We start from the raw sequence: 20,665 nt of genomic DNA on the forward strand, positions 1-20,665 counted from the left end.
ATTATGCTCCTGCCTCCCCATTGTCCATTATTGCAGGAACTTTAATTAAGCCGTCTTTTTCTTCTTTAACATTTTTAAATAACAATTCGCGATCAGTTCCTGGAACGGCTTTGTCTTCACGCATAACGTTGTACGTACGCAAGCCATGAACCATTACGGGCACATTTTCAGTATCTAACTCATCTAATTGTTCTACCATATGCATAATAGCATCCATTTGTTCTGTGAAATGGGTAATACTTTTATCACTAATTTCTAGTTTTGCTAATTTTGCGACGTGTTTTACGTCCTCTTCAGTAATAGCCATCGGTTTGTTCACTCGCTTTCTTTGAATAGATTATCTTAGTTCAAACTCCTTTACTATCATACCATAAACCACTTATATGCTGTACGTAGAATTTACTTTGGCTAAAAATAAATGAAAGACTTTCCCTTTGGTTTTCTTGATAACTACAAAATGGGACAAACTCTTGGTAAACCGACTCCTGTTTGTCCCGGAATCACGAAAACGGGACAAACTCTTGGTAAATCAGCTCTTGTTTGTCCCATAATCACGCAAATGGGACAAACTTTTGGTAAACCGACTCCTATTTGTCCCATAATCACACAAATGGGACAAACTCTTGGTAAATCAGCTCTTGTTTGTCCCATAAAGTGACTAATGTAAGAATATGTGCTAATCCATTCACTTAATGCTACTATTTTTGATATGATAGCTTTGAGGTGGATAAATTGAAAATAACCATTCGAAAAAGAACATTAGGAACCATACCGTTACTGGAAGTCGTACCAAGGAAACAGCGAAATGATCTATTGCCATTGATCATTTATTATCATGGCTGGCAATCATCAAAAGAATTGAATTTGACACAAGCTCGTTACTTAGCACATCAAGGATTTCGTGTATTACTGCCCGATGCCGTAAATCACGGAGAACGCAAACAGCCGATTTCAAAAATTCCTTCCTTGACCTTTTGGCAGAGTATTCACTCGAATCTATTTGAATTTGGTTTCATCATTGATTATTTCCGTAAGATTGGGTTCGTTAATGACGTGATTGGGATTGGGGGAACATCCATGGGTGGAATCACGACCTGTGCCCTATTGACCCATCACCCCGAAATCAAAGCAGCAGCTTGTTTGATGGGATCGCCCAAATTACTAGCCTATCAAGAACGTATTGTAGAACATGCCAAAAGATTAAACCGATACTTGCCACAAGACTATGATGAATTATTGAATTGGATTCCAAATTACGATCTGTCGTTACACCCAGAGACACTACAAGGTCGGCCATTATTTCTTTGGCATGGAAAACAAGACCAGATCGTACCTTATCAACACGCTGCTGATTTTGCTGAAGAACAAAAGGAACTGTCCAATATTTATTTTACGGACGAAGACGAAGTTCATCTGGTGAAGACAAGCACTATGAGAGAAGTCACAACATTTTTTGTGAACGAACTAATGTAAAAAAAATGTGTGAATAGTTACTAGCACGAAAACTGTTGTAATAAATTTTTCTAAAAATAATAAAAACCTTCCAAAAATCTGGAAGGTTTTTATTTTATTGTTTATTCATTCATGTGGATTCGACTGACTCTCTTAAAATCACTATAGAGATGAATTTCTTCTCGCGGCCTTAGCCTCTTGCGGGAATTCCCTATTTTTCTACGGAGCTAAGCGGGACACTCCACATCCTTTTTTAGTTGAGCTGTGTTCGACAGGCTCTCGGAAAAAACGTAATCTCTACGAGGATGAAACATCCTCTGCGATATTCCTTGTTTTTCTATCGATCCTAAACGTCGAACTCCGCATCCTCGCATCCTAATCAAATACGTGGGTATAGAATTCGGTTTCGCCTGATTTTCGAGATAAAAATGCTTCCGTACCGTTTACTGATTTTATCGTAATTTCTATTGGTATATTGGGTAATAGATACGAAGAGGCTTTTTCAGCGACATTTTGGGTAAACGCAATGATCTCACTTTCTCCATAAAATTGTGTATTGATGGCTACTTTCATATTCACAATTTGGTCATCCGTATAAAGTGCTTCAGCTGTGACACCACTTAAGTTTGGAAAGAAATTTTCAATTTCTGATTTGAAATTTTCAAAGCTGGACAGCTCCGTACTTTCTTCTCCACTAGTTGGAAAAATCACTTTCTTTTGATTGATAGACTTCCAATCCTGTACTGTAGTTGCCCCATCTTGGCTTATTGTTTCTGAAATATATACTCCGCCAGCTAAATTATCTTTTGTAGATTGTTCAAAGATACCGACAACGATTGGAATATCCCCAACACCTTCCGTTTCCCGTAAGCGTTGCACAATCTTATCAGCCATTTTTTTTCCTTCTGCTAATAATTCTTCTCGCGAAATTTTTGTTTCATATTCTGCACCGAACTCTTTTTGTGTGTAATAATCTACCGTATTCATTGCTAAACCGATAGAAATCCCACCTAGTGTGAATCCATCCCCATCCTTTACCATATAATTCTGTTCCAACAATGAATCTAAATAAATGGGATTTCGCTCATTCGGTTCAAGTTTTCCATTGTCTTCTGGGTTTAAGCCTTCTGGATTCTTTTCAGTCGCGCGGGCTAACCATTTACTAGTGGTTTCAGCATCAATGTATTGACCTTCTTGAAAGTAATAAGAATCTGGTGAAAAATGGCTTTGTGATAAATCCATTAATCCAGTCTCAAATGCCTTTAAGTTTACATTTGAGTTTAAACCTAATGTTATCCCTCTGTTTAAACTGGTTTTGTAAGTTCCATCCGTAATGATTGCACTGTAATAATCGCCTGATAATTGGCTTGTTGTTTCAGTTTCTTCACCAACAGACTCTGTTTCTTTTATATCCGGATCTTTTGTTTGGCAGGCACTTAAAAGAAATACACAGGCAGCCATTAAGGCAATTGCTTTTTTGTTCATTTACTTATTCCTCTCCTTCTAATGTTTCCAACAACTGATCTTCATCCCAGACAAGAATATTTAACGATTCAGCTTTTGTCAACTTACTGCCGGCTTCTTCACCCGCAACAACCAAATCCGTTTTCTTAGAGACACTCCCAGTTACATTTCCTCCAAGATTTTCAATGCGTTCTTTGGCTTCTTCTCGAGTAAAATGTGTTAATTTCCCTGTCAAGACAATCGTTTTTCCATTAAAATAAGAATCGACTGTCGCGACTTCTTCTTTTTTCTTTCCCAAATAAGTCATGTTGACCCGGCTATTTTTCAATTCCTGAATCAGCTCGTTTACTTCTGGTAGGCTGAAATACGCGACGACACTTTCAGCGATAATTTCTCCAATACCCTCAATTGAAATAATCATGTCTTTTTTCGCTTGCTGTACAGCTTCCATTGTTTCAAAGCGTTCTGCAATTAATTTAGCCGCTTTTGCTCCTACATGACGAATGCCTAATCCAAAGAGCAGTCTTTCTAATGAATTGCTGCGACTTGCATCAATAGCATTTAGTAGATTATTAGCTGATTTTTCTTTGATTTTATCTAACGTAACCAGTTGGTCAAACGTTAATGTATAAAGGTCTGCTACATCGTGAACCATATCTTTTTCAAACATTTGCATTAATACTCTAATGCCTAAGCCGTCAATATTCATCGCGTTACGAGAAACAAAATGAGATAAGCCTTCCGTAATTTGAGCTGGACACTTGGGATTCATGCAGCGCAAAGCTACTTCTTCTTCCAAATGAATCAAATCACTGTCACAAGCCGGACAGTGTGTCGGAATCAAATAAGGTTGGCTGTCTTCAGGTCGTTCATCCAAAATGACGCGAGTGACTTCTGGAATAATATCTCCTGCTTTATGAACGACTACAGTATCCAATAAACGGATGTCCCGTTCGTGGATCAAATCTTCATTATGCAGACTTGCTCGCTGAACCGTCGTGCCCGCTAATTGGACAGGATCCATAATAGCTGTTGGCGTCACGACTCCCGTTCGGCCGACTGACCATTCGATATCACGAATTACTGTATGAGCTTCTTCTGCCGGAAACTTATAGGCAATCGCCCATCTAGGAGCTTTAACGGTAAAACCAACTTCTTCTTGAACTGCAAACTCATTTATCTTGATTACGATGCCATCGATTTCATAAGGCAAAGCCGTTCTTTTTTCTTGAAATTCTTGAGTATATGCCCATACTTCTTCAATTGTTTGGAACACTTTGCGGTCATGATTGGTTCGCAGTCCCAATTCATCTAATTGGTGCAATGCGTCTTCTTGGCTTACAGCTGTTAATTCACCAAAATCGCCAATCGTATATAAAAAGGTATTTAAATTTCGTTTAGCTGTCACTTTTGGATCTAAATTACGCAATCCGCCAGCTGCTGCGTTCCTTGGGTTTGCAAAAATCGCTTCTCCATTTTCTTCGCGTTCTTGGTTCAATTTAATAAAGGAATCTTTGGGCATGTAGCATTCTCCACGTACTTCAATAGAATAAGGATTTTTTAAGCGCAACGGAACCGACTTAACGGTACGAATATTTTGAGTCACGTTCTCACCCACGGTTCCATCACCACGTGTAGCAGCACGAACCAGCTTCCCGTTTTCATACTTTAACGATACGGCTAAACCATCAATTTTCAGCTCACAAATGTAGCTAAATGGTTGATCCGTTATTTTTTTGATACGGCGATCAAAATCAAGTAGGTCCCCTTCGTTAAATGCATTTCCAAGACTTAACATAGGTACTTCATGAACCACTTTTTCAAAACCAGGCAGAATTGTTCCTCCAATACGTTGTGTAGGAGAATCATTACTGATTAAGTCCGGAAATGCTTCTTCCAAAGCAACTAATTCATGGTATAACTTATCATAATCCGTGTCGGGTATCGATGGCGCATCCTTCACATAATATTCATAGCTGTATTTATCTAATAACGACCGCAAATCGAATACCCGTTGTTTTGCAGATTCAAAATCTTGTGTGGACATACCCTTAATTCCTTTCGTACTTTAGATTTTATGAGAAAATAGTAATGATTATTTAGTGTTATTGCGTGTCTATACAGGAAGTTCCGCATCCTGTAGTTGAGTTTCGCACACCAGACTTTCGGAAAAAACGTAAACTCTACAAGGATGGAACATCCTCTGCGAGTTTCCTTGTTTTTCTGTCAAGTCTAAGCGGTGTGCTACACATCCTGTAGTTGAGCTACGAGCCCCAGACACTGTGTAAAAAAAGATGAATCCCGCCGAAGATGAGACATCTTCTCTGTGATTCCCTGTTTTTACTGTGTGTCTTTCAGGGGCTCTACGCATCCTGTAGTTGAGCTACGAGCCCCAGACACTGTGTAAAAAAAGATGAATCCCGCCGAAGATGAGACATCTTCTCTGTGATTCCCTGTTTTTACTGTGTGTCTTTCAGGGGCTCTACGCATCCTGTAGTTGAGCTACGAGCCCCAGACACTGTGTAAAAAAAGATGAATCCCGCCGAAGATGAGACATCTTCTCTGTGATTCCCTGTTTTTACTGTGTGTCTTTCAGGGGCTCTACGCATCCTGTAAGTTGAGCTGCACTTCCCAGACACTGGGCTATTTCAAAAATTGACGCAATGCGCGGGATGCTCTTGCTTTCATTTCCTGAAAATCGCTGTGCGCCTAGACGAGAAGTTACGCATCCTGTTTTAATTGGGCTGCAAACGACAGCCTCTCGGAAAAAACAGAATCTCTGCGAGGATGAAACATCCTCTGCGAAATTCTTTGTTTTTCTGTCGAGCCTAAGCGTCGTTTTCCGCACCTTGTTTTTCTATTGGTGCAAATGCTGCTAGGAGGCGTTTGATGCCTTGTTCTTTAAAGGCTATATCGAGTTGGAGGTCATTGGCTGCGCCGGTAACTTTGACTACTGTACCGACACCCCATTTTTTATGAACAGCTTTATCTCCAACATTCCATGCTAATTTATCAGCTCCGCTTGACGTTTTGCTGGCTACTGGTGCTTTGTATACTTGACTAGTAGCTCGAGTCGCTTGATTGCGTTGCATAGAACTGGCTGTGGAACGGCTAAATGGTGTATTTAGAGTCTGTTGATTTCCTAATTCTAAGACTTCATCCGTGATTTCATTGATAAAGCGAGAAGCTGAATTGCTTTGTGTACGGCCATATAAAACTCGTGAATAAGCATTTGTAATGTATAGTTTTTTTTCTGCTCGTGTTATCCCAACATAAGCCAGGCGACGTTCTTCTTCTAGTTGGTCTTCTTCCATCATTGAACGAGACAACGGGAAGATGCCTTCTTCCAGACCAATCAAGAAAACGATTGGAAATTCTAATCCTTTTGCTGCATGAAGCGTCATTAAAGTTACTTCGCTTTGAGGTTCTTCTTCCAAATTATCCAAATCAGAAACCAATGCCAAATCTGTTAAGAATGTCAGCAATGTTTTGTCTTCCGTATTTTCTTTTTCAAATTGTTGGGTTACGGTCAAGAACTCTTGAATATTTTCTAAGCGCGTTTCAGATTCAAGTGTCCGTTCTAATTCTAGTGCCTTTTGGTAACCACTACGTTTTAATACTTCTTCCACTAATTCCGTAACAGGTACATATTCTTGCATTTGGCGCAGATCTTTCATCATGAATCCAAATCCTTCAAGTTCATTAGCCGCTTTTCCAGTTATCGGTGTAATAGAAACATTTAAAGCTGTTTCCAAAAGAGACCAGTCATATTGATTGGAAGTATCTCTCAACTTTTCTATCGTTCCTGGGCCAATACCTCGCTTAGGCACATTAACGATCCGTTCAAAACTCATGTTGTCATCGGGATTGGCAATCAAGCGAAGATAAGCCAGAACGTCTTTGATTTCTTTACGATCGTAGAACTTGTGTCCTCCGACCATTTTATAAGGAATATTCGATTTTAACAAGCTGTCCTCAATAACACGCGATTGAGCATTGGTACGGTAAAGAACTGCAAAATCACCATAATTGTAATTGTTTTCTTTCATTTCTTCTTGTATCTTAGAAATAACGTAACGTGATTCGTCCCCTTCAGATTGCCCACGGTAATACGTAATTTTTTCGCCATCGTGGTTATCCGTCCAAAGTTTTTTAACTTTACGTTTTGAATTATTTCCGATCACGTCATTGGCCGCTTGTAAAATCAACTTAGTTGAGCGGTAATTTTGTTCTAGTAAAACAGTATTTGCGTCTGGATAATCTTTTTCAAAGTTCAAGATATTTTCCATATTTGCTCCGCGCCATCCATAGATACTTTGGTCAGCATCTCCAACAACACATAGGTTTTTAAATCGATCTGCCAACATATTTACTAAAGTATACTGTGCTTCATTTGTATCTTGGTACTCATCCACATGAATGTAATGAAATTTATTTTGATAGTGCTCTAATGTTTCAGAGCTTTCTTTGAATAGGCGGATAGTCAACATGATCAAATCATCAAAATCCACTGATTGGTTGCGACGTAGTTCTCTTTGGTAATCATCGTAGCAATCTGCAACAATCTTCTCAAAAAAACTTGCTGCCGTTTTACGGTAATCTTCGGGTGTCTGCAACTCATTTTTAGCGTTACTGATTTCGCCTAAGATTGCTCTAGGATTGTATTTTTTAGGATCGATATTCCGTTCTTTTAAAATTCGTTTCATTAAGGTTTGTTGTTCACCTGGATCACTGATTGTAAATGCACGCGTATAGCCTATACGATCAATGTCACGACGTAAAATACGGACACACATCGAGTGGAAAGTAGAGACCCAGACATCGTTTCCGCCTTCTTTTAAAAGACGTGCTACTCGTTCTTTCATTTCCTTAGCCGCTTTATTTGTAAATGTAATCGCTAAAATATTCCATGGGTTAACATTCTTTTCTTCAATCAGATAGGCAATACGGTGTGTTAAGACACGTGTTTTTCCGCTTCCTGCTCCGGCCATAATTAAAAGAGGTCCTTTTGTGCATACAACTGCATCTTTTTGCTTGGGATTCATCCCACTTAATAAGTCATCTCTTGATACCAATTTATTTACATCCTCTCTTCTTATAACATTCCATTTCAAATTAAAAATAGAATGTGGACTTCACCAGTCTAGCAAAAACTTTTAAAGTTTTGCATAATTTCTCAAGAATAATTTTACCACAAACCAAGCCTCTTGGAGTAGTAAATGAACAGTTTCAAATGAAGAAAGTAAAAAAGAAAAAAGACTCTAAAAAAAAGAATCTTTTTTCTTTCAACTTATTTTTTAGATTATAGGAGTTCCTAAATCCCCTGTATCGCAATTAAACTCAGCTGATTGATTAAAATCCGCACTTCTTTTCTAGCTAACGCGTACTCACTCTGTTTCAAAAAAATCAAAATCTGATTAAAATGTTTTATTTTCGTTGGTTGGCTTATCTGCAGAAAACCTTGAATTTCTTGGTCTGCTTGTCCGTTAATACTCCTAAATGTATCTAAAAATAGTGACGTTGTATATGTATTTCTAGCATACTGGTAAAAACCAGTCCAATAGTCAAATTCTATATCTGAAAAAACATCAATTTCTTTTACAAGAGTTACCCTTTTTAATTGATCAACTATCGTCTCCAAAGAATTTGTTTTAAATTGAATTTCTTTAATTTGCAAAAAGTGGAGATAATCAATTAATAGGAGTTCCATAAATTCTAAACGTTCACGAAATCCTTGCAACGAGATCTGCTTTTCACGAATTCGTATGCCTTTATTTTGTTCAATAACTATGTACCCTTCTTCTTCTAACCTCAGAAAAGCATGTCGAATCGGAGTCCGGCTAATGCCTAGCTTTTTTGACAATCCAATTTCAGTAATATGTGTTTGAGGTAACCATTGCTTGGTTAAAATTTGCTTCTTACTATATTGGTAAGCTGCTTCTTCTAGTTTTTTCGGTTTAGACATTTTACTCACCTGCCTATTTTTAGTTGCCGTTCTTTTGTCAACACAAAAAAATTAGCCTTTTTATTTTTTTATGCCTGTACCAATTATAAGATTTTTCTTATCTAACTTCAAGTCTACTTCTATACCTTTATGTATTCAACTCATTCTAACCCTTTAAAATAAAAATTTACTTAACCACTACTAAATATTTACATAGAATTTATACTAGAACGATATAATAAACTTGTTCCAAACAGAAACTATTTCTTTACTTTTTTTATAATTGTAAAGATCCCCCATCCTGAGGTCCGCTTTCTAAAGCGGACCTTCAATCATTGAAGGCCACATAAAAGACAAATTCTCATTTGTCTTTTTATTTTATTTTCTCCTCTAGTGTTACTGAAGTTTTTTTAGGCCATTTCAGCCCTCCAATGAACGTTGAACTCAATATTAACGCACCCCCAACAACTTGAATCCCACTCATTGCTTCTCCCAAAAATAGTGCTGACATTATTACTGCAGCAACTGGGTCAATGTAACTCAACAGAGCAACTGTTTGGCTCTTTAATTTTTGCATCGCTGAAAAATACAATACATAAGCTAAACCAGTATGTACGATTCCTAAAACGATAAGATAAGGAACTGACGTGATCGTTATCCCTACTACATCGAACCCTTGTGTAAAGAAGACATACGGAGCAAGTATCACAGAAGCAACCATTAGTTGAATCATTGTGCTCTCTAAACTAGTTAAATCTTTTACAAATTTATTTAACATAATCACACTTGCATATAAAATAGCTGCACCTAAGCCATAAATGATCCCAATCGAATGTGTGTGACCTCCGCTAGATTGATTGCTTGTTCCTACGACTAAAAACATTCCCAACATAGCTACCAAAATGCTTCCTACTTTATTCAGCATCCATTTTTCTTTTAGTAAAAAAGGAGAAACAACCATCACGATTACCGGGGCAAAATAATAGCTCAATGTAGCATTGGCAATTGTTGTGTAATTATAGGCTTCAAATAATAAAATCCAGTTTAAACCAATAGCTGTTCCAGAAAAAAACAATACAACTGCATTCTTTTTTAACATCCCATACGAAACTTTATTTCTCTTAAAGAGCATGAAAACCAATAAGAATAAACTCCCCAATACTCCACGGTAAAGAGCAATTTCACTTGAAGTCAATTCAATATTTTTGACCATCAACCCAATTGATCCAAATAGCAACATTGCTATCACAACTTTTACCTTTTCTATTCCCATTTTCCACCCTCCTTAATCTTCTTTTATCCGTTTTTATGTCGCCAATTCTCCTAAAAATGGTGTTAAAAAAAGCATAGGAACAATAAAGATTCCTATGCTTTTATACTTTAGTTAGTAGTTATATTACGCTAAAACTTACATAAAGAGTTATTCACCTAGACCAACTCTTTGGAAGATTTCATCTACATTTCTTAAATGATAGTTGTAATCAAAAGCATCATCAAGGTCTTCGGTCGTCAATACAGACATGATTTTTTCATCTTGTTCAAGTAAAGGACGGAATAATACTTGTTCGTCCCAAGCTATTGCTGTTTTTGGTTGGATCAAATCATATGCAGCTTCACGGCTCATGCCATTATCAATCAACTTAAGCAATACACGTTGGCTGTAAATCAATCCAAATGTTGCATCCATATTACGTTTCATGTTTTCTGGAAAAACCGTTAATTTTTCAACAATCGTTCCAAAACGGTTTAACATGTAATTTAATAAGATAGTTGAATCTGGAAGAATAATACGTTCAGCAGATGAATGAGAGATGTCACGTTCATGCCATAGAGTAACATTTTCGTATGCTGTTACCATGTGTCCTCTAATGACACGTGCTAATCCTGTTACATTTTCAGAACCAATAGGATTGCGCTTATGTGGCATAGCTGATGATCCTTTTTGGCCTTTTGCAAAAAACTCTTCAACTTCACGCGTTTCGGATTTTTGCAATCCCCGGATTTCTGTAGCAAATTTCTCAATACTTGTAGCAATTAAAGACATTGTAGCCACATATTCAGCGTGTAGATCACGTGGCAGAACTTGAGTTGAAATTTCTTGTGCTCTTGTACCTAGATTTTCACAGACATACTTTTCAACAAAAGTTGGGACATTGGCAAATGTTCCAACTGCTCCACTTATTTTTCCAGCTTCGACACCTTTTGCTGCATGTTCAAAACGCTCAATATTGCGTTTCATTTCTGAATACCAAAGAGCTAATTTCAACCCAAAAGTAGTCGGTTCAGCATGCACGCCATGAGTACGGCCCATCATAACTGTAAATTTATGTTCTTTAGCTTTTTCACCAATGACTTCAAGAATTTTTTGCAAATCTTGACGCAAAACGTCATTTACTTGTTTCAATTGGTACCCATAAGCAGTGTCCACGACATCCGTACTTGTTAATCCATAATGAACCCATTTACGTTCTTCTCCTAATGATTCGGAAACGGCACGTGTAAAAGCTACAACGTCATGTCTGGTTTCTTTTTCAATTTCTAAAATACGCTCAACTTCAAATGAAGCATTTGCACGAATCTTTTGAACATCTTCTTTTGGGATCTCTCCTAGTTCAACCCAAGCTTCAGCAGCAAGTATTTCAACTTCCAACCAAGTGTTGTAACGATTCTCCTCTGACCAAATGGCCGCCATTTCAGGTCTTGTATACCGTTCTATCATAATTATCCTAACTCCCTATTCATATATTCCTGTATCCGAAATGGTAGACAGTGTTTTTTCGATATCTTTGGTTGCTACTGTAATATGGCCTATCTTTTGCCCTTTTTCTGGGTTTTCTTTGCCATAATAATAAAAGTTCCAATCCGGCTTTAATTGAATTTGGACCTTTGCTGCTGCTTCATTTTCACTTAAAATAGTCACAGTGACTGCTGGGGTAATTAACTCAATTTCAGGTAATGGCCAACCGCAAATCGCACGAATATGGGCATCATATTGCGACATAGAACAGGCTTCAATACTATAGTTTCCTGAGTGATGAGGTCTTGGAATCACTTCATTTACATAAAGTGTACCACTGGAAGTGATAAACAGTTCAATTCCTAACACCCCTATCAATTCAAACTTTTCAGCAACAGCTCTAGCGATGCGTTCTATTTCTTCTTCAACATACTGATTCACTCGAGCTGGAACGATACTTTCCTGTAAAATTGAATTTCGATGGATATTTTCTGATACTGGAAAAACGACTACTTCATTAGCATGATTTCGTGCAACCATGACAGATAATTCCCGTTCAAACGGTATCCAAGCTTCCATTACACATGTACCCATTTTCAATAGATAAATTGCTTTTGGAATATCTTCTTCACTTTGAAGAACAAAACGATCTTTTTCATTATGTCGTTCATTAATGGTCTTCAATACACAAGGAAATCCAATCCCGTCTATTGCTCCTTTAATGTCTTCCACTGTAACGATTGTGGCATAAGGGGCCAAATTGATATTGCTGGCTTCTAAATAAGCTTTTTCTAATAATCGATCTTGAGTAATAGACAATAAATCAGCACCTTGTGGAACAGATACTGTCTTTTTCATTCTTATTATTGAATTTGCATCAATCGTGTCACATTCATATGTAACTACATCGCATTTCATTGCAAAATCCATCAATGCTTTTTGATTATCAAATGAAGCAATTATTTGCCAATCTGCAACCTGAGCTGCTGGACACCCTTTTTCAGGATCCAATACACCTATCCGATAGCCCATTTTTTTAGCAGATAAAGCTAACATGCGTGCTATTTCTCCGCCACCAATGATCCCAATCATTTTCCCTGGACTAATTAGATTAGACAAAACTATCACTACCTTCTAAAACTATTTGTTTTATTTTTTTGCTTCTCATTCCTAGTTTATCAGTTATTTTGTCATCTGTCATTGACAACCTTTAGAAAGTTGATTCTCTATTCATCAAACAGTTTAAGATAACTTATTGCTTTTATTTATTCTCTTCATTTCTAATTTCCTTACGGCGTTTTTTTACTTTTTTAGTCCAAAATCCACCATTGATATACTTAGGTTCATAAGAAATAATAAACGTTTTAGGTTCAATTTCACTGATTTGTTTATACAGTTTGCGTTCCGTTTTTCTAGGTGTCAAGATTTCTAAAACCATTCGATCGCCTTCACGACCAAATGCAAGACTTGTTGTCACACCGTATCCTAAATTACGTAATTCTTCAGGCATTTTGGTTTCCAAATCTGGAACAATTGCAGTAACCATAATGTAGCCAAGAGCTAAAAATTCTTCAATCTTAATTCCAAGAGCAATACCGACTCCGTATCCTAATGCATAAACAGCTAGATTAAGGTAATTATCTAAACTATCCAACACTAATCCTAAACCGACAACATAAATGGTCACCTCAACCATTGAAACGAGTGAAGCTGCTAAGCGATAGCTTTTCATGGTTAACATAAAACGTATCGTATTCAATGAGATATACACAACGTTAATGACAAATATTAATAGTAAAAAAGATAAATCTACTTCCATTTTTTTCTCTCCTGACTGATTGGTAAAAATTTTATTCCTCTATAAGATTATCAAAATTCCTTTAAATAGCAAGGAAAACAACTATAAACGAAGTACTTAAACAAAGGAGCTGAACTAAAAGCTATTCTTGCACTTTTAGAGCAGCTCCTGCTTATTCATGTACTCAATTTATTCTTCTACAAATTTTACTTGTCCTTCTTCGAAAGCACGAATGCGGGCTAACGAGTAAACCTCATAATTTTCTTCTTCAAGCAATTGGCGACCAACCTGAAAGGATTTTTCAATCACAATACCAACACCAACAACCGTTGCTTGCGCTTCTTGACATATTTTTATTAATCCTTTAGCTGCTTGTCCATTAGCTAAAAAATCATCAATCAATAATATACGATCTGTCTTTTCTAGAAATTTTTTAGAAATAACGATCGTACTCGTTGATTTTTTAGTAAACGAATACACATCCGTAGAGTACAAATCATCTGTTAACGTTAAACTTTTTTGCTTACGTGCAAATACCACTGGAACTCCTAAAGCCAAACCTGCGAATACAGCAGGCGCAATACCTGAGGATTCAATCGTTACTATTCTAGTAATCCCTTTATTCGCATAATGTTTAGCAAATTCATTTCCTATAGATTGCATAAGTTTAGGATCAATTTGATGATTTAAAAAGTTATCTACTTTTAAAACTTCTCCTCCTAAAACATTCCCATCTCTTAAAATACGTTCTTCTAATTCTTTCATGAGGCCCAGCCTTTCTTTTCGTTAATAGATTTAGAGCAGAATAAAAAAGCTTTCTCGTTGATTATGCGTTCATAAGCGTTGAAAAAGACTCAAAATAGTCATCCATTCACATTGAATATACGCTTTTTCACGTAAAAGGTCAATCACTTTTAAATTCTAACAGATACTTAAGTTAGAAAACACGAACATTTTCCTCACTAAACCATTTTGTATTCCATTATTTAATAGTCATTTTTAATAGAGGCTTATAAATTAAACTAGAATTTATAAAACGAATAGTATACTATTAAATTAAAGCGATTTAAGAAAGGAGTTTGGCATGGGTAATAAAAGTTTACTAGAACTTATTAAACAGTATTGGTATCTAGGTATTTTATTTGTCATTCTTATAGTAGTGCTCGTTATTGGAACAAACCAAGAAAAACCCTGGTCAGAAAGTCTGTCGATAACTGAAACGACATCATCTACTGCAGAAGAAGCTGAGTCTGCTATTGTAGAATCTGAGGTTAGTTCTACTGTATCTGAAGATAAGGATAATGTATTTCGAAAAGAAACAAAATTATTTTTCTTAAGCGACCATCAGCCGGACATTGAAGAAATGGAAGAATCTGTTGAAAGTGAACCAGAAGAATTGGAAGAAGCGGAAGATTCCACCGTTGAGGTTGAAAGTATTGAACCTACTGAATCAAGCAGCTACACCCCTACATATTCTAATGACACTTACTCTAAACCGAAAAGCTCAAGTTCTTCATCTACTAACAGTTCGCCTAAGCCAACTACTCCTAAACAACCTGTTAAAGATCCAGTACCTGAGACCGATGAATCAGAGTCTGTTCATGAATCAAATTCAGAACCTGTAGAAACACCAGAAACTGATTCAGAAACAACGGAAGACTCTTCTTCTGCTCCAGAAATAATCGAGTCAGAAACACCAGCAGAAGAAATCCCTTCAATTGACTCTTCCATTAGTGAAGAATAGAAAATACTCTTTACAACACAAAAAGTACATTGTCCTTTAGACAATGTACTTTTTGTATTACTTCAATTAAGACTATCTGTGCCACTCTTAGAGAGAATGATTCCTTGACAGCTCCTACTCGACACTCCTAGGCTATTTTCATCACCAATTATCCACTAAACCGCCTCTACTCGACTTTACTAGCCTATTTCCATCACCAATTATCCACTAGATCTCCTCTACTCGACATTCCTAGTCCATTTCCATCACCAATTAACCACTAAACCGCCTCTACTCGATATTCTTAGCCCATTTCCATCAGCAATTATCCACTAGACCGCTTTTACTCGATATTCTTAGCTTATTTCACCTATTAGGTACAATTAGGTGATTTTTCTGTAACAAAATGTGTTTAATATAGAAAATTTTTCGGTAACGAAAAATCTCCAATTGAAAAATCAATACTTATGGAGTCTACACCGCTATGTATGTGCGACAAAAAAAACCTCCAGAAGTTTATCCCTTCTGGAGGTTAAGTTTAATCTTCTTGTAACTCATTTTCTTCATCAACAACGGTGTTTAATCGTTCTACATAAAGACTCACTAATCGTGAACCTTCTATTTTATCGGCTTTTAACAAGTAATTTTCATACTCCACATTGGCGTTATCATCTGGTTGAGGAATATTTCCGTATTGGGTAATGAAATAACCGGCAATAGAATCCACATCGTTGGATTCTATTTCTGTTCCAAAGAACTCATTAAATTTTGACAATTGAGTGGAGCCATCTACTAGATAGATGCTTTCGGATACTTGCTCAATCATGTTATACGTTTCATCGTATTCATCATCGATATCCCCTACTATTTCTTCAAGTAAATCTTCTAATGTCACGATACCAACGACACCGCCGTATTCATCATTTAATACTGCAAGTTGATTACGTGTACGTCTTAGTTCATACAGTAAATCATCAATATGAATCGTTTCTGGAACAAATAACGCTGGATTTAAAATATCTTTCAAGTCAATATCATCGATTTTAGTTGTTCGAGAAGCTTTCAACAAATTCTTAACATGGATGATCCCAATGATTCTGTCTTTATCTTCAAGATAAACTGGAACGCGAGAATAAGGAATATCCAATAATTGTGGAATATTCACTTCGCTTCCATCTTTATAATCAATCATATACGTATCAGTACGCGGAACCATGATTTCTCTGGCCATTTTAGTATCCATAGATAAGATTCCTTTTAGCATAGTAAATTCATCCGGATCAATTGCTCCTGCTATTTGGCTATTTTCTAGATAAGCACGAAATTCATCACGTGTTAATTTTTCTTTTTCTTCTGTAAAATCTATGGGTGTTAATCTTTTTAAAATATTTGTTGAAAAAGAAAGCAATCGTACAAAAGGTTTAGCGAATGTTTGTACTACTAGAATCGTACCAGAAGTAGCACGAGCAACCTCTTCAGCTTTTTGTAGAGCTACTTGCTTTGGATATAATTCCCCAAATACAAGGGTTATATAAGATAGCACGATCGTCACGACAAATGTTGCTATTTGTGCCCCACCTGGAATAGTTGATAAATAGGGTTCGAGGCGCGTTGCAAAACTGGTTGCTGCGGATGCACTTGAAAAGAAGCCTGCTAAGGTTATGGCTACTTGTATAGTAGCTAAGAAGTTATCGGAGTTGCTCAACAGCTTCAAGATATTCAAAGACTTCTTATCGCCTTTAGCTGCCTTTTCTCTTATTTTTCCTTGATCTATCGAAACGAATGCCATTTCTGCTGATGCAAAAAATGCATTAACTGCTGTCAATATAACGATAATTAATATCTGTCCTATCAACGACTGACTATCGGGGTCTGAATTCATTTATCATTGTCTCCTTCAAATTTTTCTGTTTTTTAACAAAGTAGAAATAATATACCACTTTTTTCAACTAATTTCAACTGCTAGTCTTTTACTAGTAAGTATCCATTTTTTCAAGCATTGGAAGCATCGCATCGATGACTGTTCCGCTTGATTTTCCCTCTATCATAGATACAATCAAGTAACTGCTATTTTCGGCATCAAATGCTAGTAAGAAACCATTTGTTTCTGCATCTTCGCCTTCTGTTTCAGCTTCTCTTGTTTCTGCTGTACCTGTTTTAGCTGCCGTTTTTTGGTCAATAACAGCTAGTTTATGAGAGGATCCATATTCTTTTTGTACCGTTTGAACTAAATCTTCTTTAATAATAGCTGCTGATTCTGGTGAGACAACTTGTTTGGGTTCTGCTGTTTCTTGGTCAGCTGTCAGTTTAGGGTACACGAGGTTTCCTTCATTTGCAAATGGTGTATACGTTACTGCTTGTTGAATGAGATTAAGCAGCAATTCCCCTTGTCCAAATGCTGTATCTGCCAATTGTCCTTCTGAATCCAGTGTACCACTGTTAGATATTTGTGCTGGATTCATTGCAATCGGTAATTTCAAATCTTCGCCAAAAACATAGTTAGCTAAGCCTGCTTCATAGACCTCTCTACCCATTTCTAATGCTTCTCGTGCAAAATAAATATTATCTGAATAAGCAAATGCATCTGCTAAATTCACACTTGGAGTATCCTTGACACGAGTTACTTTATAGTCGCCCCAAGAAGCGTCTTTTTGCCAAGATAAGCCAGTGATTTTCTGCGTCTCTTCTGGAATGATTGTTCCTGCATCTAAGCCAATTCCTGCTGTGACCACTTTAAATGTTGATCCTGGTGCATAACCAGCAGCGTAACGAGCGAGAAACGGACTCTTTGGATCTTCAGCATATGCTTGATAATCCTCTGAACTAATACCGCTTGACATCAAGTTCGCATCATAAGATGGTGTGCTGACTAATGCTAACAAGCTACCATCTGTTGGATTCATGAAAACAGCTGAGCCACTCTCGCCTGTTAATTGATCGTAAGCTGCTTGTTGCATTTCGGCGTCAATGGTCAGTGTAATATCTTCACCATTTTGGACTTCTGTTTCTTGTAACACAGTTTTTAATTCGCCGTCACTTGTTTGAATCTCTATGCGTCCGCCCTTTTGTCCTCTTAACCGTTCATCGTATGTCGCTTCTAAACCAGATTTCCCAATGCTATCTCCAGTTCTTAGAGTGGGGTCTTTTTCAATGTCTTCTGCGGAAACTTCTCCAACATATCCGATCAGGTGTGCTGCTGCTTCATTTAAAGGATAAGTACGTGCAGTAATTTCTTGATACACTACTCCAGCAACTTGAGGCAATTCTGCATCCTTAGTCATAGTTTTAAATGGAACAAAACTATCAGGTGTTACCCATCCTTGTTTTAAACGATTTTCCAATTCTTCTATGGTTACATCATAGGTTTCAGCAATTTTTTCTAAATTTGTTGTTCTTTGATCATCTTCTCCTAAAGCGGAAGGCTGCATCCCCGCTTGCCAAGAAGTACCTTCTGTTGCTAATGGAGAGCCGTCTCTATCTAAAAGATCTCCTCTTTCACCGACAGTTGTGATGATTGAAATTTTATCGGTTGGTTCCATATCAGGAAAAATAAGATGTGTATTCCAATCTACTTGATACTCATTTTCAATTTGAGACAATGTTGTTTCATAAAGTTTTTCATCTAACGATCCTAAAGCCGTCTCCATACTAACGGTATAAGACAACGTGTATTGATCTGTTTCTTCATCTTGTGCAAGTTTCAAATCAGATACAGTTAACTCCGCTGCTCCTATACCGCCATATACTGTTTCATAACGCTCAGCCATAGATTTTTTTGTATACTCAATTTCTGTCAATGATTCTTCTGAAACTACCTCGCTCATAGCTGCGTAATCTTGTTTTTCTAAAGCTGCAATAAACGTATCTGCTGCTTTTTGAGCAGCCTTTTCATCTCTTGCTTCAGTCCAAGTAGCATACCCTATGATTCCTCCACCAATCACTAAAAGAACAGCTACAGCTATGCTAATTAATGCCCATATTGGAAGCTTTTTGCCTTTCTTATTACTGTTTCTCATTTTTTACACCTGCTTTAGTTTATTATTTTCCTTGTGAATCTTGCCGTTCTTCATACTTGATTTCTTCTTGTCCACGGTATTTCTTCATTAATTCGCTAAATAATTTACCATTACTAGGGGGCGTATAGGTAATGGCATTAGCGCCAGCTTCTATTGTCTCTTTGATACTTTCATCTGTTGGCCCGCCTGTCGCAATAATGGGCACTTTTGGAAATTTCTTGCGTATTTCACGTACAATATGAGCTGTTTGAGCTGCTCCACTGACATTAAGGATGTCTACACCTGCATCCAGTTTTTCTTGAATATTCGTAAATTCAGAAACAATAGTTGAAATTATCGGAATATCTACTACTCGATCTACTTGCTGATATGTTTTTGTAGGCGTTGGCGAATTAAGTACGACTCCAATACAACCATGAGCTTCAGCAAATAAAGCAATATTAGCTGAACGATGTCCATTTGTAATACCTCCGCCAACTCCAGCAATAACTGGCATACTAGCTACAGTAGTGATTCCTTGGATGATTGCTGGATGAGGTGAAAACGGATAGACTGCAATAACGGCATCAGCATCATTGTTCAATATAATGGCAATATCCGTTGTAAAAAGTAATGAACGAAATCTTTTCCCATTTATGATAATGCCACTAGCTGTATCAATAACTTCCGGCACAGATACATAGTGTTTTCTTAAATCAGTAGTGATACTAGGAGAACCTTTTTTTTCTTCCATTTTTTCACCTCATTAGTAAATTTATACTGTTTATTTTAACGAATGTTTACTCTAATTGCTATCATTCTGTCATTTTATGAAGCGATTTCTTTCTTTAGTAAGAGGAAGACCTGATTCATTCTTGAGAAGGAACCAAGTCTATCTTCTTAATCATACCGATTTAAGTTGTATTGTTCGATTAATCGAATCAGTTTTTCTGGGTAGTCTGGATCTGTAGCATAGCCGCTTTCTTGTAAAGCGTAAGCCGCTTCTTTATAATTTGCTGCTGTTAAGACTTTCGCATATTGATTTTCATTCCATGTTGTTCCTTTAGTAAACAATTCAGAGTGATCTTCCATAGACTCTTGCCAAGTTGCATACTTTCTGAAATCAGCTTTAATTTCAATCCACTCGCCATTTACATATTCTTTCGTTTTCATCGTTGCAATTGGTTCTGAATCGCTGCCTTTGATTCCGTAATAATTATTATTTTTAACCGAAAGCTCACTATTGCCCCAATCTGATTCAAGTATCGCTTGTGCAATACTGATACTAGGCAAGACTCCATACTTTTCTTGCAACACTTTAGAATAATCTGCAATTTGGACAATAAACTGTTCTTCATTTAGAGACTCCTCTTGCGGAACGTGCACTTCTGAGACCTCTTGACCTAAAAAATAGAGTGTGCCAAGGAAGACAAAAACAAAAACAAAAAGAGTCATCATGATATAGCTAGGAGATATTTTTTTGTTATACTTGCGTTTAGTTGTTTTGTAGATTTTCTTTTTTTGCTTTTTAAGGGGCACGTCTTTCTTCCTC

17 protein-coding genes are annotated in these 20,665 nt (G+C 37.0%); 2 read left to right on the forward strand and 15 right to left on the reverse strand.

The window, feature by feature from the left end; all coding sequences use genetic code 11:
- Window position 1: 1 nt before the first annotated feature.
- Window positions 2-307: an Asp-tRNA(Asn)/Glu-tRNA(Gln) amidotransferase subunit GatC gene (gene gatC / locus BLT48_RS04880; RefSeq protein ID WP_035024233.1), complete on the reverse strand. Its 306-nt coding sequence runs from the start codon at window positions 305-307 to the stop codon at window positions 2-4.
- A gap of 143 nt (window positions 308-450) precedes the next feature.
- Complete coding sequence (locus BLT48_RS13650) at window positions 451-651, reverse strand: hypothetical protein (RefSeq protein ID WP_143019102.1); 201 nt, start codon at window positions 649-651, stop codon at window positions 451-453.
- 81 nt (window positions 652-732) lie between these two features.
- On the opposite strand from BLT48_RS13650, the gene BLT48_RS04890 reads away from it, so the two are divergent.
- Window positions 733-1,473, forward strand: a complete 741-nt coding sequence (locus BLT48_RS04890) for an alpha/beta fold hydrolase (RefSeq protein ID WP_089975797.1) — start codon at window positions 733-735, stop codon at window positions 1,471-1,473.
- A gap of 354 nt (window positions 1,474-1,827) precedes the next feature.
- On the opposite strand, the gene BLT48_RS04895 is transcribed toward BLT48_RS04890, so the two are convergent.
- From BLT48_RS04895 to BLT48_RS04935, 9 genes are all read right to left on the reverse strand, one after another.
- Complete coding sequence (locus tag BLT48_RS04895) at window positions 1,828-2,937, reverse strand: CamS family sex pheromone protein (protein ID WP_089975800.1); 1,110 nt, start codon at window positions 2,935-2,937, stop codon at window positions 1,828-1,830.
- A gap of 4 nt (window positions 2,938-2,941) precedes the next feature.
- Window positions 2,942-4,963 carry an NAD-dependent DNA ligase LigA gene (gene ligA / locus BLT48_RS04900; RefSeq protein ID WP_089975803.1) on the reverse strand — a complete coding sequence of 674 codons (2,022 nt, stop codon included), beginning with the start codon at window positions 4,961-4,963 and terminating at the stop codon, window positions 2,942-2,944.
- A gap of 781 nt (window positions 4,964-5,744) precedes the next feature.
- Entirely contained in the window at window positions 5,745-7,991 is a 2,247-nt protein-coding gene (gene pcrA / locus BLT48_RS04905; RefSeq protein WP_089975805.1) for a DNA helicase PcrA, read from the reverse strand.
- A gap of 239 nt (window positions 7,992-8,230) precedes the next feature.
- Window positions 8,231-8,881 (reverse strand): GntR family transcriptional regulator, encoded by a 651-nt coding sequence (locus BLT48_RS04910; RefSeq protein WP_089975808.1) that lies wholly within the window; start codon window positions 8,879-8,881, stop codon window positions 8,231-8,233.
- Between the two features lie 352 nt (window positions 8,882-9,233).
- Window positions 9,234-10,133, reverse strand: a complete 900-nt coding sequence (locus tag BLT48_RS04915; RefSeq protein WP_089975810.1) for a DMT family transporter — start codon at window positions 10,131-10,133, stop codon at window positions 9,234-9,236.
- Between the two features lie 147 nt (window positions 10,134-10,280).
- Window positions 10,281-11,579, reverse strand: a complete 1,299-nt coding sequence (gene purB / locus BLT48_RS04920; RefSeq protein WP_035023679.1) for an adenylosuccinate lyase — start codon at window positions 11,577-11,579, stop codon at window positions 10,281-10,283.
- A 15-nt stretch (window positions 11,580-11,594) separates the two neighbouring features.
- Complete coding sequence (gene purK / locus BLT48_RS04925) at window positions 11,595-12,725, reverse strand: 5-(carboxyamino)imidazole ribonucleotide synthase (RefSeq protein WP_411155647.1); 1,131 nt, start codon at window positions 12,723-12,725, stop codon at window positions 11,595-11,597.
- 133 nt (window positions 12,726-12,858) lie between these two features.
- Window positions 12,859-13,416, reverse strand: coding sequence for a DUF2179 domain-containing protein (locus tag BLT48_RS04930; RefSeq protein WP_035023684.1), 558 nt, complete (start codon window positions 13,414-13,416; stop codon window positions 12,859-12,861).
- Window positions 13,417-13,584: 168 nt separating this feature from the next.
- Window positions 13,585-14,160 carry a xanthine phosphoribosyltransferase gene (locus tag BLT48_RS04935; RefSeq protein ID WP_089975816.1) on the reverse strand — a complete coding sequence of 192 codons (576 nt, stop codon included), beginning with the start codon at window positions 14,158-14,160 and terminating at the stop codon, window positions 13,585-13,587.
- A 319-nt stretch (window positions 14,161-14,479) separates the two neighbouring features.
- Between BLT48_RS04935 and BLT48_RS04940 the strand changes: the two genes are divergently transcribed.
- Window positions 14,480-15,139 (forward strand): hypothetical protein, encoded by a 660-nt coding sequence (locus tag BLT48_RS04940; RefSeq protein WP_089975819.1) that lies wholly within the window; start codon window positions 14,480-14,482, stop codon window positions 15,137-15,139.
- 517 nt (window positions 15,140-15,656) lie between these two features.
- Here BLT48_RS04940 and BLT48_RS04945 read toward each other — a convergent pair.
- The 4 genes from BLT48_RS04945 to BLT48_RS04960 all read right to left on the reverse strand — a co-directional run bounded on the left by BLT48_RS04945 (window position 15,657) and on the right by BLT48_RS04960 (window position 20,652).
- On the reverse strand, window positions 15,657-17,000 hold the full coding sequence (locus BLT48_RS04945; protein WP_089975821.1) for a hemolysin family protein: 1,344 nt from the start codon (window positions 16,998-17,000) through the stop codon (window positions 15,657-15,659).
- Window positions 17,001-17,091: 91 nt separating this feature from the next.
- Entirely contained in the window at window positions 17,092-19,134 is a 2,043-nt protein-coding gene (pbp4, locus tag BLT48_RS04950; protein ID WP_089975824.1) for a penicillin-binding protein PBP4(5), read from the reverse strand.
- Window positions 19,135-19,156: 22 nt separating this feature from the next.
- A complete protein-coding gene (locus tag BLT48_RS04955) occupies window positions 19,157-19,867 on the reverse strand; it encodes a beta/alpha barrel domain-containing protein (RefSeq protein ID WP_035023695.1) in 711 nt (236 codons plus the stop codon).
- A gap of 146 nt (window positions 19,868-20,013) precedes the next feature.
- Entirely contained in the window at window positions 20,014-20,652 is a 639-nt protein-coding gene (locus tag BLT48_RS04960) for a glycoside hydrolase family 73 protein (RefSeq protein WP_089975827.1), read from the reverse strand.
- Window positions 20,653-20,665 lie beyond the last annotated feature (13 nt).

This window comes from Carnobacterium viridans (assembly GCF_900102725.1).
In the GTDB taxonomy this organism is placed as follows: domain Bacteria; phylum Bacillota; class Bacilli; order Lactobacillales; family Carnobacteriaceae; genus Carnobacterium_B; species Carnobacterium_B viridans.